Origin of the sequence: Paenibacillus sp. PL2-23 (assembly GCF_040834005.1) — a bacterium.
Taxonomy (GTDB): Bacteria; Bacillota; Bacilli; order Paenibacillales; family Paenibacillaceae; genus Pristimantibacillus.
The window spans coordinates 4355441-4370548 of record NZ_CP162129.1 but is presented as its reverse complement, the minus strand read 5'-3'; the positions used below and the strand labels follow the sequence as shown (position 1 = coordinate 4370548).

At 55.2% G+C, this 15108-nt stretch carries 21 protein-coding genes; 17 read left to right on the top strand and 4 right to left on the bottom strand.

Annotated elements, in window-relative coordinates; all coding sequences use genetic code 11:
• The first annotated feature begins 19 nt into the window (after window positions 1-19).
• The 14 genes from AB1S56_RS19310 (at window position 20) to AB1S56_RS19245 (ending at window position 7768) form a co-directional block, all read left to right on the top strand.
• Window positions 20-778, top strand: coding sequence for a hypothetical protein (locus AB1S56_RS19310; protein WP_340869127.1), 759 nt, complete (start codon window positions 20-22; stop codon window positions 776-778).
• Between the two features lie 43 nt (window positions 779-821).
• Window positions 822-971 (top strand): hypothetical protein, encoded by a 150-nt coding sequence (locus AB1S56_RS19305; RefSeq protein ID WP_340869128.1) that lies wholly within the window; start codon window positions 822-824, stop codon window positions 969-971.
• A gap of 65 nt (window positions 972-1036) precedes the next feature.
• The gene (locus AB1S56_RS19300; protein ID WP_340869129.1) at window positions 1037-1183 is read left to right on the top strand and encodes a hypothetical protein; all 147 of its coding nucleotides are present in this window, start codon (window positions 1037-1039) and stop codon (window positions 1181-1183) included.
• Window positions 1180-1605, top strand: a complete 426-nt coding sequence (locus AB1S56_RS19295; RefSeq protein WP_340869130.1) for a hypothetical protein — start codon at window positions 1180-1182, stop codon at window positions 1603-1605. The genes AB1S56_RS19300 and AB1S56_RS19295 overlap by 4 nt, the downstream gene beginning before the upstream one ends.
• A gap of 25 nt (window positions 1606-1630) precedes the next feature.
• The gene (locus AB1S56_RS19290; RefSeq protein ID WP_340869131.1) at window positions 1631-2116 is read left to right on the top strand and encodes a hypothetical protein; all 486 of its coding nucleotides are present in this window, start codon (window positions 1631-1633) and stop codon (window positions 2114-2116) included.
• Window positions 2117-2183: 67 nt separating this feature from the next.
• Complete coding sequence (locus tag AB1S56_RS19285) at window positions 2184-2663, top strand: PH domain-containing protein (RefSeq protein ID WP_340869132.1); 480 nt, start codon at window positions 2184-2186, stop codon at window positions 2661-2663.
• Window positions 2653-4272: a PH domain-containing protein gene (locus AB1S56_RS19280; RefSeq protein ID WP_340869133.1), complete on the top strand. Its 1620-nt coding sequence runs from the start codon at window positions 2653-2655 to the stop codon at window positions 4270-4272. Before AB1S56_RS19285 ends, AB1S56_RS19280 begins: the two co-directional genes overlap by 11 nt.
• Window positions 4273-4403: 131 nt before the next feature.
• Window positions 4404-4937 (top strand): RNA polymerase sigma factor SigY, encoded by a 534-nt coding sequence (gene sigY, locus AB1S56_RS19275; protein ID WP_340869136.1) that lies wholly within the window; start codon window positions 4404-4406, stop codon window positions 4935-4937.
• Window positions 4924-5265, top strand: a complete 342-nt coding sequence (locus AB1S56_RS19270) for a YxlC family protein (RefSeq protein ID WP_340869137.1) — start codon at window positions 4924-4926, stop codon at window positions 5263-5265. The genes sigY and AB1S56_RS19270 overlap by 14 nt, the downstream gene beginning before the upstream one ends.
• On the top strand, window positions 5250-5462 hold the full coding sequence (locus AB1S56_RS19265) for a sigmaY antisigma factor component (RefSeq protein ID WP_340869138.1): 213 nt from the start codon (window positions 5250-5252) through the stop codon (window positions 5460-5462). The genes AB1S56_RS19270 and AB1S56_RS19265 overlap by 16 nt, the downstream gene beginning before the upstream one ends.
• Entirely contained in the window at window positions 5459-5668 is a 210-nt protein-coding gene (locus AB1S56_RS19260; protein ID WP_340869140.1) for a PLDc N-terminal domain-containing protein, read from the top strand. The genes AB1S56_RS19265 and AB1S56_RS19260 overlap by 4 nt, the downstream gene beginning before the upstream one ends.
• Window positions 5665-6609 (top strand): ABC transporter ATP-binding protein, encoded by a 945-nt coding sequence (locus AB1S56_RS19255; protein WP_340869142.1) that lies wholly within the window; start codon window positions 5665-5667, stop codon window positions 6607-6609. The genes AB1S56_RS19260 and AB1S56_RS19255 overlap by 4 nt, the downstream gene beginning before the upstream one ends.
• Window positions 6606-7409: an ABC transporter permease subunit gene (locus AB1S56_RS19250; RefSeq protein ID WP_340869144.1), complete on the top strand. Its 804-nt coding sequence runs from the start codon at window positions 6606-6608 to the stop codon at window positions 7407-7409. Before AB1S56_RS19255 ends, AB1S56_RS19250 begins: the two co-directional genes overlap by 4 nt.
• A gap of 71 nt (window positions 7410-7480) precedes the next feature.
• Window positions 7481-7768 carry a HesB/YadR/YfhF family protein gene (locus AB1S56_RS19245; RefSeq protein ID WP_340869145.1) on the top strand — a complete coding sequence of 96 codons (288 nt, stop codon included), beginning with the start codon at window positions 7481-7483 and terminating at the stop codon, window positions 7766-7768.
• A 138-nt stretch (window positions 7769-7906) separates the two neighbouring features.
• Here the strand turns inward: AB1S56_RS19245 and AB1S56_RS19240 are convergent, their stop codons facing one another.
• The 4 genes from AB1S56_RS19240 to AB1S56_RS19225 all read right to left on the bottom strand — a co-directional run bounded on the left by AB1S56_RS19240 (window position 7907) and on the right by AB1S56_RS19225 (window position 11337).
• On the bottom strand, window positions 7907-8029 hold the full coding sequence (locus tag AB1S56_RS19240) for a DUF6254 family protein (RefSeq protein WP_340869146.1): 123 nt from the start codon (window positions 8027-8029) through the stop codon (window positions 7907-7909).
• A 678-nt stretch (window positions 8030-8707) separates the two neighbouring features.
• On the bottom strand, window positions 8708-9565 hold the full coding sequence (locus AB1S56_RS19235) for an SDR family oxidoreductase (RefSeq protein WP_340869147.1): 858 nt from the start codon (window positions 9563-9565) through the stop codon (window positions 8708-8710).
• Window positions 9565-10647, bottom strand: coding sequence for a mannonate dehydratase (uxuA, locus tag AB1S56_RS19230; RefSeq protein ID WP_340869148.1), 1083 nt, complete (start codon window positions 10645-10647; stop codon window positions 9565-9567). Before uxuA ends, AB1S56_RS19235 begins: the two co-directional genes overlap by 1 nt.
• A gap of 18 nt (window positions 10648-10665) precedes the next feature.
• Window positions 10666-11337: a GntR family transcriptional regulator gene (locus tag AB1S56_RS19225; RefSeq protein WP_340869169.1), complete on the bottom strand. Its 672-nt coding sequence runs from the start codon at window positions 11335-11337 to the stop codon at window positions 10666-10668.
• A gap of 223 nt (window positions 11338-11560) precedes the next feature.
• On the opposite strand from AB1S56_RS19225, the gene AB1S56_RS19220 reads away from it, so the two are divergent.
• The 3 genes from AB1S56_RS19220 to AB1S56_RS19210 all read left to right on the top strand — a co-directional run bounded on the left by AB1S56_RS19220 (window position 11561) and on the right by AB1S56_RS19210 (window position 14906).
• Window positions 11561-13663: an alpha-glucuronidase family glycosyl hydrolase gene (locus AB1S56_RS19220; RefSeq protein WP_340869149.1), complete on the top strand. Its 2103-nt coding sequence runs from the start codon at window positions 11561-11563 to the stop codon at window positions 13661-13663.
• A gap of 101 nt (window positions 13664-13764) precedes the next feature.
• Window positions 13765-14229, top strand: coding sequence for a divergent PAP2 family protein (locus AB1S56_RS19215; RefSeq protein ID WP_340869151.1), 465 nt, complete (start codon window positions 13765-13767; stop codon window positions 14227-14229).
• A gap of 194 nt (window positions 14230-14423) precedes the next feature.
• Window positions 14424-14906: a glutathione peroxidase gene (locus tag AB1S56_RS19210; RefSeq protein ID WP_340869152.1), complete on the top strand. Its 483-nt coding sequence runs from the start codon at window positions 14424-14426 to the stop codon at window positions 14904-14906.
• Window positions 14907-15108: the final 202 nt, after the last annotated feature.

Below are 15108 nucleotides of genomic sequence, written 5' to 3'. Positions count from 1 at the left end.
ATGGAGGAGGCTGGCCTTCTTGGCCTGGCGCAAGACGGAGGCGCCCGCCAGGCTGCTGCGCCTATTCGGCGTACACAGAGAAGGAGCGGCTTATCAGGAGCGGGAGCTGCTGCTCGCGGGCTGCGGCTTCACGGGGGACGCGGCATGGTATTCGCTCGCTCGAAGAGCGGCTATCGCGGTCTGCTTGGCCGTCGCCGGCTTGTCCGCGTATTTGCTGCAGGATCGGCTGCTGTCGATCGCCATGCAGCTGCTGGGCGGAGTCCCGCTGCTGGCGGCCGTGCTGCTGAAGCTGGATCGGGTGTGGCTGCGCTCCTTGCGCAAGCTGAGGTCGCTGCAGCTGACCAAAGAAATCTATGTCATTAGCAACCAGCTCCTGTATTTGTCCGACTCCACTCTGAACATTCATACGAAGCTGATGCGCTGCATCCCGTATACGAAGGTGATGAGGGGCGACATGGAGAGGCTCCTGGCGGAATGGTATCACGATTCCGCTGTCGCGCTCAGAGAGTTCAAGCTGAGAATTGGAACGGAGGATGGCATGAGCTTTGTGGAGACCATTGATGCGATCCGGCAGCATGAGAGCAGTCAATATTACGAATTGCTGCGAGTGCGGATATCCGATTACAAGGACAAGCTGGAGCTTGCCAAGGAAAGCCGGAAGGAGTCGACCTCGTACATGCTGTTTGTCATTGCGGGCATTCCGATTCTGTATACGTTCCAGGTCTTTATATACCCTTGGGTGCAAGAGGGGCAGAAGCTGTTTCAATCGCTGGGCTGAGCGGCTTGGCGAGACGGAGACTATAACGAAGGAGGTGACGGGAATGCGCAATATTTTGATGACAGTTATGCTGCTTGTCGTTGTGGTTGTGATGTTCAATTCGATCATCGCGCAGAACGGGACAGGCACCAGAAGCCAGATCGAATCGCAGGGCAACGCCGCGAACACGCGGATCAACGCGCTGCTTCCATAGGCTGCGGAGTGCTTGGAGCAATCAGGGGGCTGGCCTCTTAAGGCCGTTCAATCGGAGGTGAAGACATGCGTGCGATATTGACGTCGCTGCTGCTCATTATTACCGCTGTTCTGGTGTATACGGCGGCAGCCGATGGAGAAGGGGGCATGAAAAGCGGCATCGGCCGAACGGGCAGCGCCATCAGCGATTACGTGAAGGGGATGAGCCCTTGAAGCAGATACTATTGTTCGTGCTGTTCGCCGCAACGCTTTGCTGGGTCATGTTCTCCCCCATCTATAAGCATGTGGTCATTGTAAGGCAAGCGGTGCTTCAGCAGGAGGTGGATTATTTGCTGGAGGTTGGGGCTAGCGGCACCTATGGCTATATTAGCGCCGCGATGGAAGAGCAGTCCAGACGCCGTCTCGCAGCATTCGGCCTCCGGGGAGAAGCGATCCAATACCGATATGCCACAACGACAGGAGTGAATGCCACCAATCCTGCGGCGCCTGTTGCAAGGGGAGTTGGCATAGAGCTGACGGTCAGCTACCCATATGAAAATTTGTTTATGATCGACTCCCTCATTGGGGTGACGCCAATTGATCCCGAAGCTCGCATGCGAGCTTATGGCATGAAGATGAGCGAATATGTGCCATAGCCGGGGGAGCGAGGAGGCATGATGATTGTATAAGCTGGTGCTGATCGCAGCGATGATGACGGTGTGGCTGTTCGCGCATACGCTGCAGATCGAGGAGGAAATGGCGATGAAAGCGTTGTTCCAGGGCAAGCGCGCCGTGAATCGTGCCGCTCATGCGGCCGCGCAGCAGCTGGACAAGGCCGCATTGGCGGACGGAGTCGTCAGAATCGACGCGGCGTCCGCCTCCGACGCGGCCGCGCTTTATTTGCGCAGCAACCTGCAGCTGGACGAGGACGGCCATCCGAACGGCCAGTCCTTTCTTCGCGATCGGGTAGATATTTTAGTATTTGATGTTATTAACTCCGACCAGTCCTTTCCCTTCTATTATCGGAATGAAGCTTATGACTATGAGGTCGTGCTGAAGCGGCCGGGCGTCGTCATGATCATCAGCCTGAGCAACCCGGGCAGATTCTCGGTTATGGAGCCGATCAGATGGGAGATTAAAGGGACCGCTGAGCTGGTGGTAGGTTAATTGGAGGGTGTAAGTTGACGTGTTTATCTAAAATTGGTGTAATAGGAGGGGATAGGGGGAAATCAGTGTGGATAGGGAACTGACTAGAAGGCTGCATCGCGATTATTTGAAGGTGTACCGGATCACGGAACTGATGATGAATGGCATATTCCTGCTGCTGATTGCGGCGTATGCGATAATGGCGGCATGGAGGGATTGGACTTGGATTCCGGTGTGGATCTGCCTGGGCTTGCTCCTGCTGTCTCTGGTCCTCTTCACCTGGCTTGTGCCCGCGGTGAAATATCGAAGATTCCGATATGAATTGTTCGACGAGGAGCTGGAAATGGAGTCCGGCGTCATCTTCATCACCAACGTGCTGGTGCCTATGGTGCGTGTGCAGCATGTGGAGCTGGGAAGCGGTCCGCTGATGAGGAAATTCAGCCTCGCGACCGTATCAGTCGTTACTGCGGCGACTACACACAAGATTGCCGGTCTGAAGCGAGATGAGGCGGAAGCGCTCAAGCGGCGCATCGGGCAGCTGGCCAAGGTGGAAGACGATGCAGAATGAACGACGCTCGCTCCATCCGTCCTACATATTGTTTAATGTTTTGTCTATTATTAAGGGTTTTCTTCCCATTATCGTTATCTTCCTGTTAAGACGGCCGGACTGGTCCGAGATGGCTTGGTATGCTTACGCTGCGGCCGGCGGCGGCTTGCTGCTCTTTGTGCTGCTGAGCTACCTGTCCTGGCGAAGATTCGGGTTCTGGCTGGAGGAGGACCGTATTGTGATACGGTCAGGCATATTGTTCCGCGAGGAGAAGACGATCTATTACTCCCGCATCCATTCCGTTAATATTGAGCAGCCTCTTATTCAGCGCTTGCTCCGCGTCGTGCAGCTGCAGATCGAGACGCCGGGAGGCGGGAAGAAGTCAGACGGCACTTTGCATACGCTCAAAATGGAGGAAGCGAATGAGATCAAGCATTTGCTTCGCCGCAGCGGCCTGGAGAAGGGTGAGATTGGGGAAACTGCGGCGGAAACAGATGCATTGAACGCTAATGCGGCTGCTTCGGCTGAAGCGTCGCAGGCAGCTGCAGCTCCGGCTGCAGAGCTGGCTGCCAAGGTGATGAATGCTGGATCCGGTGCGTCAGCGCCTGCCTCCTCTCTGTCGAGACGGCATGGCCATGTCAATGTAAGCTCTGCGGAGCAAGGCATCACGATGCCTGACGAAGAGGTGAAGCTTGGACCGGGCAAGCTGTTCCAGGCGGCTGCGACGTCGCTAAACTTTGGACTGGCTATAGCGTTCATCGGAGGCTTGTACTCCTTCGCCGATGATTTCATGGATTTGCTGCTGCCGGAGCATTTCTTCAAGGATGTGGTAGAGGAGTCCGTTGGAGCCATGCCGAGCGTTCTGCTGATTACCGGAGCTGGGATCTTTGTTATTGTTATGGCTTGGGCGTTGTCTATTCTGCTCTACATATTGAAGTACAGCGGATTTACCCTGCGGCGTGAAGGTAATCAGATGATGCTCTCCTATGGCCTGCTTGAGAAGAAAAGCATCTTGTTCGATCCCAGGAATGTTCAAGCTGTTATTGTTGGCGAAAGCTGGCTCAGACAGCCGTTTGGCTATGCTGAAGTCCATCTTCAGGTAGAATCGTCCGACAAAAACGAGCAGCTGATGCTGCATCCCTTTATCAAGATTTCCGATATTCAGGAGCTGCTGCACAGCTTCGTGCCCGGTATGATAACGCATGCCCCCGAGCAGCTGGCTTTATCGCCCCGCAGAGCGATGATCTACTACGTTCGCGTACCGCTGCTGATCGCGGCTGTCTTGTGTGCTGCATGTATCTGGCTGTTCGGCGCCATAGGCGCCTGGTCGCTTGTCCTCGTGCCGCTTACGATATGGTGGCGCATCAGCTGCCATCGGGCGGCAGGGGTGCTGCTGCAGGATAGCCAGCTTACTATTCGCCGCCGCATGCTGCATCGCGTCACGTATTACGTCCGCCGGCCGCGTATTATCGCCATGCAGGTGAAGCGGTCCGACGCCCAGCGCCGCAAAGGCATTGGCGCATTGTCCGTGAATGTGCTGGGCAGCCCTTACGGCTACAGCGTGTCCGGCATGGCCCAGTCCGATCTCCAACCGATCTGGACTTGGTTCAGCCGAAGCAAGCATGAATAATAGAGGGCTAGCTCTGAAAATAATGACTGCAGCGATATTGCGGTCATTATTTTTTTTCGCATCGAACGAAATCCGCCCCCTCGCCGTCTAATCATCATAGGACAGAAACAGGGAGTGAAAGGAGCTGCGCCGTGCGCGATGAGTCAACAATAGTCAGGCAAGCGATAAGAGGCGACATCCAGTCGTTGTCCGAGCTGCTTGGACAGCATTACGCCTTCCTCTACCAGTATGTCCTGAAGCTGACGATGGATAAGAGCAAGGCAGAGGATATAACGCAGGAGACGATGTTGAAGGCTATTGAGAAAATCGGCACCTACAGGGCGAAGTCGAAGTTTTCGACATGGCTGATCGCTATCGCCTCCAGGCTGGTTATCGACCGCGCCAGACGCAGCCAGAGAGAGCGCAAATATGTGCAGGAGGAAGGCGCGCTCCGCCAGCTGCGTTACGAATCGCTGGTTCGGATGAACGAATGGCCGGCTGCGCTTGAGGCGCTGGGGCAGCTGGATCAGCAACAACGAATGACCGTGCTGCTCAAATATTATTACGGCTATTCCCAAGAAGAAATCGCGGAGATGCTGGATATACCGCTTGGCACGGTGAAGTCTAGAATTCATGCGGGGATCCAATTATTAAGGAAGGAGCTGGCCTCATATGAAGAGGAATGACGCTCATGACGACGATCAGCAATGGTTCGACGCACGGCTGAAGGCGGACCTGCAAAGCTTCGATGAGGCATTCGACAGCCCGCCGCATGATGTTGCGGGGTTAGCGTTGCTTGTTGGGCGTTACCAGAAGGAGCTGAACAGAAGGCTGTGGCGCGAGCTTGCCCTGTTCTGGCTCGTTGCGGCGATTCTGCTTGCTGCAGTGTTCGGCTTGCTGGAGAGAAGCTTGGCGTTATTCGTTGTGCTTCAAGGCATAACGGCATTAAGCGCGCTTCTGATTATCGGCATGACGGTCTGGAGGAGGAGGAAGTCGCTATGGAAGAGCAGCTGATGGGATCGGTCTGGTTCTGGCTGGCGCTTGCGGCCATCCTGCTGACACAATCGACCTGGCTGTTCCTGGATGCTCGCAAACGAGGAAGCATGCCTTGGTTCTGGGGCATATGGGGATTAGTGCAGTTCCCGCTGCCGCTTGTATTGTATTGGTTAATCGTAAGACTTCGAATATTCGACAGGGGGTCGCGCAAATGAATGAAACATTAGAGCTTGGCAGGCTGGCGGCGATTATCGCGCCGCTGCTGATCATCCAGCTTATCCTGATGGTCATAGCGCTCATTCAGTGCATCAAGGCGGAGGAGACGAGGGGTCCGAAGCTTGTATGGATTCTCATTATTATTTTCATCAACCTATTAGGACCAATCGCCTTCTTCTTGTTCGGCAGGAGGCAGAGAGGATGACTCAGCTGCTGCAGGTGGAGGGGCTGATCCATCATTTCGGGGCTACTGCTGCAGTCCGAGGTATCAGCTTCGAGGTGCTGGAGGGGCGGTGCACCGCCCTGCTGGGGCCGAATGGGGCTGGGAAAACAACAACGATCCGCATCATCGCGGGCCTGCTGAAGCCCACCGAAGGGGCCATCCGATTCAAGGGTCTTCGCCCTGGCGAGGATGCCAGAGGCCTGCTTGGCTATTTGCCTCAGTCGCCAGCTTTCCATCATTGGATGACAGGCATGGAGTACATGGAGTATGCGGGCCAGCTATATGGCATGAGCAGGGTAGAGGCGAAGCAGCGCGCGGTCGCTCTGCTGGAGCGAGTGGGGCTCAAGGAGGCGGCCAAACGGCGGATCGGCGGTTATTCCGGCGGCATGAAGCAGCGCCTTGGTCTTGCTCAGGCACTCGTACATCGGCCCAAGCTGCTAATAATGGACGAGCCGGTATCGGCGCTTGACCCTGTCGGGAGGCGCGAGGTGATGGGCCTGCTGCAAGAGCTGAAGGGCGAAACATCGATCCTGTTCTCGACGCATGTTCTGCCTGACGCAGAGGAGCTGTGCGAGGACATCGTGATCATTCGACAGGGAGAGGTTGCTCTGCAAGGCTCGCTTGAGCAGATTCGTCACACGCATCGGAAGCCCGTCATTGAGCTGAAGCTGGAGGATGCGGATAAGCCGCGTATATGGGCGGAGGGCTTCATGAAGAAGCTCGGCTCGAACGACTCGGCATGGCGTCCGCTCTTCCGTAAGGCTGAGCAACACGGTGTAACAATAAAGTTGACCGTTGAGGATTTGCCAGCGGCAAGGCAAGCTGTTCTGCAGGAGCTGGCTCAGGAGGGGATTGATTTTGTACGCATCGAAGCCGGATATTCCTCGCTTGAGGATTTGTTCATGAAGGTGGTGGGCGTATGAGTATGAAGACCCGTGTGCTGATGACGCTGCTCCGAAAGGAATGGCTGGAGCTTCTGCGGAGCTACAAGCTGATCTGGGTGCCGCTTGTATTCCTGGTGCTTGGCATCATGCAGCCGGTGTCGAGCTATTATATGCCCCTTATTATCGAGAAAGCGGGCAATATGCCGGAAGGCACGATTATTGAAATCCCGATGCCAAGCGAGGAGCAGGTGCTTGCCGAGACGCTGTCGCAATTCGGGCTGATGGGACTGCTCATTCTCGCGCTTTCGTACATGGGCATCGTGTCTGCCGAACGTGCCAGCGGAGCAGCTTCGCTGGTGCTTGTGAAGCCGATATCGTTCACAGCGTATATGGTCTCCAAATGGCTGAGCATGCTGCTATTCACCTGGGGGGTGCTGCTGATCGGCTATGGAGCGGCCTGGTATTACACCTGGCTGTTGTTCGATAAGGTAGAGCTTGGCCCCTTCCTGATCAGCTACTTGTTATATGGACTCTGGTTCAGCTTCATCTTGAGCGCGACGCTGCTCTTCAGCACGCTGCTGCGCAGCGCGGCTGGGGCCGCCTGCTCGGCGCTGGGCCTAGCGATCCTGCTGTCTCTGCTGGGAGGACTGCTGCCGAAGTATATGGCTTGCAGTCCGGGCGCGCTGACAGGGTATGCTTATGAAGCGGTACAAAGCGCAAGCGGCAGTATGAAGGCTGACGCCCCGTTATGGTGCTCCATTGGACTGACAGCCGCGCTTGTCGCCGCTTGTCTGATGGGATCCGCTGCGCTGCTGCGCCGCGCGCCTGCTATAGATTAATTTTTTGTTTCGCCAAGGGGGCGTTCTTCGGGGTATAATGGGAGCAACAACCCAAGAAGGAGCTGACGGCGATGAACCTAGTGGTAGAGCAGGCGGCGGCACGGTGGTACAAGGAGCAGATGGGGCTTAGCGACGGCGACAGCTTGCGCATCTTCGTTCGACTCGGCGGCTGCGGCAGCGTCCATCCCGGCTTATCGCTCGGTATTACGAAGGACGTGCCGAGGAAGCCCGCGTTAAGTCAGCAAGTAGAAGGCGTCACCTTCTTCATGGAGGAAGACAATGTATGGTATGTAGATAACAAGGAGCTGCGCATCTCGTTCGACGCCGCTTATGAGGAGATCCAGATGGACGTCGTATGACGGATTCGGCGCCGACAGCCATTCATACTCAAAGGGAGCGTCTCTGCCGGAATATGGAGTTCCGGCCAGAGACGGCTTCCACCGCAAGGCGATCCCGCTCGCGCAAGCGAGCCGCGACAGCCTTGCAGCAAGGGAGACTTAAGACTTGGAGTGATCGGCTTCCGCGCTCAGCTCTTCCAGCGACTTGACCTTACCGTGAGGGCGCTGGGTATGCTTCCTTTGGTGCCAGGCGTTCTCTCTGCGGCGTTTGGACGAAGACATGGTCATGCACCTCCCTTCTTACGTTAGAATGGCGAAAAGCCCTTCATCTCATGCGTGTTCATGCGCATAAGGCGAAGGGCTTTCTTGGCATCATTTATAAGTTTTCGAGTATTCGAAAAAGGGAAATTGTATTTGACGATAAATCCTACATCTGTCGTTATAGTGGCTGAGAAGCAGCTTTTTGGTGCAACAACGACACGAGGTGTGGTTATAGCGTCTGGGAAGCAGCTTTTTGGTGCAACAACGACACGAGGTGTGGTTATAGCGGCTGAGAAGCAGCTTATTGGTGCAACAACGACACGAGGTGTGGTTATAGTGGCTGAGAAGCGGCAATTTGTTGCGACAGCGACACGAGGTGTCTCTATAGTGGATGAGAAGCGGCTTTTTGGTGCGACAGCGACACGAGGAGTCGTTATGGCGTCTGGGAAGCGGTTAGTTGGCATTGGCTTATATGAGACGTCTCGCGGGCACCGTTGCCGCAAGACTTGCAGGAGAATGCGAGACTGGAGGAAGCAGCAAAGAAAAAGAGAGGCTCCTCCAGTCTGGCTCCCGCAGCGGCATCTTAGTTAACTCGGTTATCGCCGATATCGCCCCATTCAGGCAACTGCCCAATCGTGCTGAAAACTGGACTTTTGAACACGCACATTAAGCTGGGCCTATCAAATTGAGGCTTTCGGGTTAGACGCCGGCATACGCCATAAACCCGCCGTCCACCGGAACTGTGGTTCCCGTGACAAAGCCGGAGGTGGTATCGTCCACCAGCCATAGAAGGACGCCAAGCAGATCCTCCGGCTTGCCGAAGCGGCGCATCGGAGTGTGGGAGATGATTTTGTTGGAGCGCGGCGTCAGCGAGCCGTCTTCTTGAATGAGCAGCTTGTGGTTCTGCTCTGTCAGGAAGAAGCCTGGCGCGATTGCGTTGACGCGAATTCCGGCATCCGCCATATGGACGGCAAGCCACTGCGTAAAATTGTTAATGGCGGCTTTAGCCGCGCTATAAGCAGGCACCTTCGTCATCGGGGACGGGGCGCTCATGGACGAAATATTAATAATAACGGGGTTCGTCTGGTCCAGCATCTGCTCCGCAAACACTTGCGACGGAATCAGCGTGCCGACAAAATTGAGATCCAGCACGTTGCGGAAGCCAGCAATGCTGAGATCAAAGAAGCTAGTGACGCCTTCCAGCGCGCGATCCTCCGGCTTAAACGTTTCGTTCGTCGTATTGGCGCTTGGATGATTGCCGCCGGCGCCATTAATAAGGATGTCACATGGCCCAAGCTGCTCCAGCACGATTCGCGCGGCGTCACGCGTGCTGTCCACGTCGGTGACGTCGCAAGCGACGCCGATCGCGATGCCTCCGGCAGCAGCGATCTCATCGGCTACCGCCTGGTTTTTGGCCGCGGTTCGCCCCAGCACGGCTACCTTGGCACCCTGGCGGGCAAGCTCGATCGCCATGGCGCGGCAGAGCACGCCAGCACCTCCCGTCACGACCGCTACCCTCCCCTTGATGGCTTCATGAATAGGCTGCTGCTTGTTCATTATGCTCTCTCTCCTTTGCCCTTGGCGGCATATTCGTAGCCGTCCCACAGTCCCCACAGATGCATGATCCCGAGTGCGCGGTCATAGAGGCCGTAGCCAGGGCGGCATTGCTCGTCCCAAATATGGCGTCCGTGATCCGGCCGCGCGTAGCCTGTGAAGCCGATATCATGGTAAGCCTTCACGATGCCAGCGATATCCACGGAGCCGTCCTGCGTGCGATGGGAGCTCTCGATAAAGTCGCCATTGTCATAGCGGCGGACGTTGCGGATATGAGCGAATGGAATTCGGTCCCCGAACTCATGGATCATGGAGATGATATCATTGGCCGGATTGGCGCCAAGCGAGCCGCTGCAGAGCGTGATGCCGTTAGCGGGATGGTCGACCAGCCTCAACAAGCGTCGGAAGTTCTCCTGGCATGTCATGATGCGCGGGAGTCCGAAGATGGACCACGGCGGATCATCCGGGTGAATGGCCATAGTGATGCCGTTCTCCGCAGCGACAGGTATGATCTCCTGTAGAAAATATTCCAGGTTGCTCCATAGATGCTCTTCCGTGACGCCCTGATAAGCCTCGAACAGCTTCGTCAGGTGCTGCAGGCGCTCAGGCTCCCAGCCGGGCATAGTCAAGGCGGAGTTGGCGTTGATCCCTTTCACGAGCTCGAACGGATCCGTGTCTGCGATCCGGCTGCTCTCGTAGAAGAGGGCGGTGGAGCCGTCCTCCAGCTCCTTGTGCAGATCCGTGCGGAGCCAATCGAAGATCGGCATAAAATTGTAGCAGATAACCTTGACGCCCACCTTGCCAAGCTTCTCGATTGTGCGCTTATAGTTGTTGATATACGTCTCCCGTGACGGCAAGCCCAGCTTGATGTCCTCATGCACGTTAACGCTTTCCACGACGTCAATGTGAAGTCCTGCGGCGTCGGCTTGAGCTTTGAGCTCCAAAATTTTGTCCATGGGCCACTCTTCTCCCGCTGGCACATCGTGCAGCGACCATACGATGCCTTCTGTGCCCGGAATTTGCTTTATGTAGCGGAGCGGCACGGTATCATTGTTTTCCCCAAACCATCGGAATGTCATCTTCATAATGGTTATTGCTCCTCCTTAGTCCATGTAGTAATGCGGGTACTTCTCCTTCAGCGTGGCTTGATCCGTAATGTTCAAGCTCAGATGCTTCTTCATGATAGACCGCGCTCCCTCCGCGTTCCCCGCACGAATGGCGTCAGCCATGTCACGATGCTGCTCGTATAGATTGCGCCAGTTGTGATCGTCCGCAAGTCGGAGTCTGCGGCTTCGGTTCAGATGAATGGTCAGCTGAGAGAGAGCGCCCCAGGTATGGCTTTTGCCGCAGCCTTCAAATAGAATACGATGGAATTCCTCATCCAGCTCGAACATGCCGCTTTCGTCCAATTGCCGAATCGTATCCTGCTGGTTGGCCAGATTGGTCTCCAGCTGAGTCATCGCTTGCGCGCTAAAGCCCTTGCAAGCCAGCTCGATAACGGCAGTCTCCAGATGCTCCCGCATGAAACGGGCTTCCTCTACCAGTGCCGTGTCGATGAGCGATACAAAGGTGCCGCGCTGTGGCAGCACCTGGACAAGCCCCTCCTGCGCAAGCCTCATAAAGCTTTCCCTAACTGGAGTGCGGCTGACCTGGAATTGCTGGGAGGTCTCATTCTCCGAGAGCGGTGTGCCGGGAGGCAGCTCCATGCTCAAAATTTGCTCTCTCAGTGCCGCGTACACGGTATCTCGGGTTGACACGTTCCCTTGGCGGCGCATGAAATACAATGGGATTCCTCCTTGTCTGCTGAATATCGTTTTGTTTGGCGATTTTTGTTTCTTACTTGAAGTCTATACTTACATACTACCATACAAGTATACAAGAATAAAACTAAACTTTGTTGTATATTTTCTTTAATTTCTGGGGTTCAACTGCTGAGGGCTGATGTCTAAAATATAGATTTAAGCCACTGGCTTGCATGTAAGATCACGGAGGTGCGGCATGAGTACAAGAGGATACAAGGCCTGGCTCGGATATGACGGCAAGGTGACGGGGCAAGGCACCGCGCAGTGGGCGGAGTGCCTGAATACGATTGTTTACCATCCTGGCGAAGGCGGTGTCGTGCAGCGTACCGCTTTGCTTGAGCTGGCGGCGGGGCTGTCCGCCTTAACGAAGCGGGAGCCGGAGCATACAAGCGATGCCGGCCGCAGCAGGTTTGTAGCAGCTGGCGTTATGGGCAGCTCCCCGGTGATAGAGGGGGCCGCTGGGCAAGCAGAGACCGACGATCTGCCGGCTGAAGGGTTCGTCATCCGCACGGTGAAGGATGGAAAGCGAGCGTATATCGCAATCGCGGGCAAGTCTGAACGGGGATTGCTCTATGGCGTATTCCATTTCCTCCGCCTTCTGCAGACGGAAGGAATCGGCGAAGGCGGCCTGAATGTGGTGGAGCGGCCTTGCTTCGGATTGAGAATGATCAATCAGTGGGACAATATGGACGGTTCAATTGAGCGAGGGTATGCGGGAGAATCCATTTTTTACAGGGACAATGCCGTGCTGAAGGATTCGCCTAGAATAAGAGATTATGCTCGTCTGCTTGCTTCAGTCGGAATCAATGGAATCGCGATTAACAATGTTAACGTGCACCAGGAGGAGACAAAGCTGATTACAGAGCGTTATCTCCCGGATGTGGCCCGAATCGCAGCTATATTCCGAGCTTACGGCATCAAGCTGTATTTGAGCGTAAACTTTGCCGGTCCTGTGGAGCTCGGCCAATTGGACACGGCGGACCCGCTTGACGCAAGCGTGCAGGCGTGGTGGAGGGAGCGCGCGGAATGTGTGTACCGACATATTCCGGATTTCGGTGGTTTTCTTGTGAAAGCGGATTCGGAGAATCGGCCCGGTCCATTCACCTATGGACGCGATCATGCGGATGGCGCCAATGTGCTGGCGGACGCTCTACTGCCGTATGGCGGTATTGTGCTATGGCGCTGCTTCGTATACAACTGCCATCAGGATTGGCGGGATCGATCGACGGATCGGGCCAAGGCGGCCTACGACCATTTCAAGCCGCTGGACGGGAGGTTCAGAGATAACGTCGTGCTGCAGATCAAGAATGGTCCCATGGATTTCCAGGTGCGGGAGCCTGTTTCGCCGTTATTCGGCGCCATGCCAAGAACGAATGGAATGATGGAGTTCCAGGTGACGCAGGAATATACGGGCCAGCAACGGCATGTATGCTACCTCGTTCCGCAGTGGAAGGAGGTGCTGAACTTCGATACGCGGCTGAAGGGCGAAGGCACGTTTGTGAAGGATATCGCGGCTGGCCGGACACATCCCTATTCCCATTGCGGCATAACAGCGGTATCGAATATCGGGGACGACGACAATTGGACAGGGCATCATCTGGCGCAGTCCAATCTGTACGGCTATGGACGCTTGATATGGAATCCTGAGCTGTCCGCAGAGGAGATTGCGGTGGAGTGGACGAGGCAGACCTTCGGAGCCGCGGGCAGCGTACGTCCAACGGGCAGCCTGGAAGGCTCGCGAGCCGAAAAGGTCATTGTTGAATGGCTGATGGCTTCCTGGAGGACATATGAGGATTATACTTCGCCGCTCGGCGTAGGCTGGATGGTGCGGCCGCATTATCATTATGGACCGGACGTAGACGGCTACGAATATTCGAAGTGGGGAACGTATCATTTTGCCGACTGCCTGGGAATCGGTGTTGATCGGACGCAAGCGACAGGTACGGGATATACCGCCCAATATGCGCCAGAAGTTGCCGCGCGTTACGAAAGCCTGGATACATGTCCGGATGAGCTGCTGCTGTTCTTCCATCATGTCCCTTATACCCATAAGCTTCATTCCGGCAAAACTGTCATACAGCATATTTACGATACACATTTCGAAGGTGTCCGGCGGGTCGAGGAGCAGCTTGCGTCTTGGCTTGCTCTGGAGGGGCAGATTGATGAGGCACGCTTCCGTCATGTAGCCGATCGGGCGGCTGAGCAGTTGGATAACGCGAAGCTGTGGCGTGATGTCATTAATACGTATTTCTATCGAAAGTCGGGCATACCCGATACACATGGACGCACCATTTATTAAATGGGGCGTTCAATTCCGTAATCTTGCCCGCATGCCGTGACACTGTACAGGGAAAGCTGAAGGGGAGGATAACGCGCAATGCGACGCGGGAGGGAACCTTCATGTCTAATCGGGGTTTAGGAACAGCACTGCTGGCTGTAGGGGCGGCGCAGCTGCTCAAGCTGCCATGGCATTATGCCAGAACGGGGAAGTGGGATTGGCGCAAGGTCGTCGGCTCTGGCGGTATGCCCAGCTCACACTCCAGCGGCGTTACAGCGCTTGCCGCTTATACAGCGACCAAATATGGAATCCGCACGCCGGCATTCGCTATTGCTTCTATGCTAGGAATTATTGTGATGTATGATGCGATGAACATTCGCAGGCATGCGGGAGAGATCGCCATACAGGTGAATGACCTGGATGCTGACGTGGAACGGCTTGCCGGGCATCATCCCGGCATCTACCATAAGCGTCGCAAGGAAAAGCTGAAGGAATCGCTGGGCCATCAGCCTGCGGAAGTAGCTGCAGGAGCGCTGCTGGGAGCGGCCATCGGCTTGCTGGGTGCGCTCACGGCAAGGTCCAAATAGTGGAGAAGGCATGGTCGGCTACGCATTTCGCGAAGCCGGCTTTCTTTTTTGCCCGGAGATGATAAGAGTGGTTAGGTCAGCTTGATTCATTGATTCGTCTTAATTCGTCTTGGAACATTTAACGGATTGACATTGCAAATTAAATTGTATACAATTTAATTAAATCATCGAAAATTGAACAGGAGGTTTTTACGATGTCCATATACGATTATGAAGTGAAAACGATCAAAGGCGAGAAGCAGACGCTGGAGCCTTACAAAGGAAAAGTTATGCTGATTGTGAATACAGCAACCGGCTGCGGGTTTGCGCCGCAGTTCAAGGGTCTGCAGAAGCTGCATGATCAATATGAGGAGCAAGGCTTCGCTGTGCTAGGCTTCCCATGCTCGCAGTTCGCCAACCAGGAGAAGGAAAGCAATGAAGAAATTGCGCAGGCCTGTGAGTTGAATTTCGGTGTAAACTTCCCGCTGCACGCCAAGATCGACGTGAACGGAAGCGACGCTCATCCGCTGTTCAAGCACTTGACGAACGAGGCGCGCGGCGTTCTGGGCTCCAAGTCGATTAAGTGGAACTTTACGAAGTTTCTGGTCGACCGCAACGGTAACGTCGTGAAGCGGTACGGCTCGACGGATGAGCCAGCAAAGATTGAGGGCGATATTCGCAAGCTACTGGAATCATAAGATGTTTATAGCTTGTTGAGAGAGGCTTCCGAAGGGGCCTCTTTCTTGTGTGCGACGGGCAGTCGTATCACTAGCGCTTATGCGCTATGAGTGATCAATTACAGGCGGCGGTAACGATACCTAAAGTAAAAACGAGCCGAGAGCCTGGAACGAAAACTTTTCTCGAAGGTGTAAGTCCTTCCTCAAGAGTTCTGGTACAGCT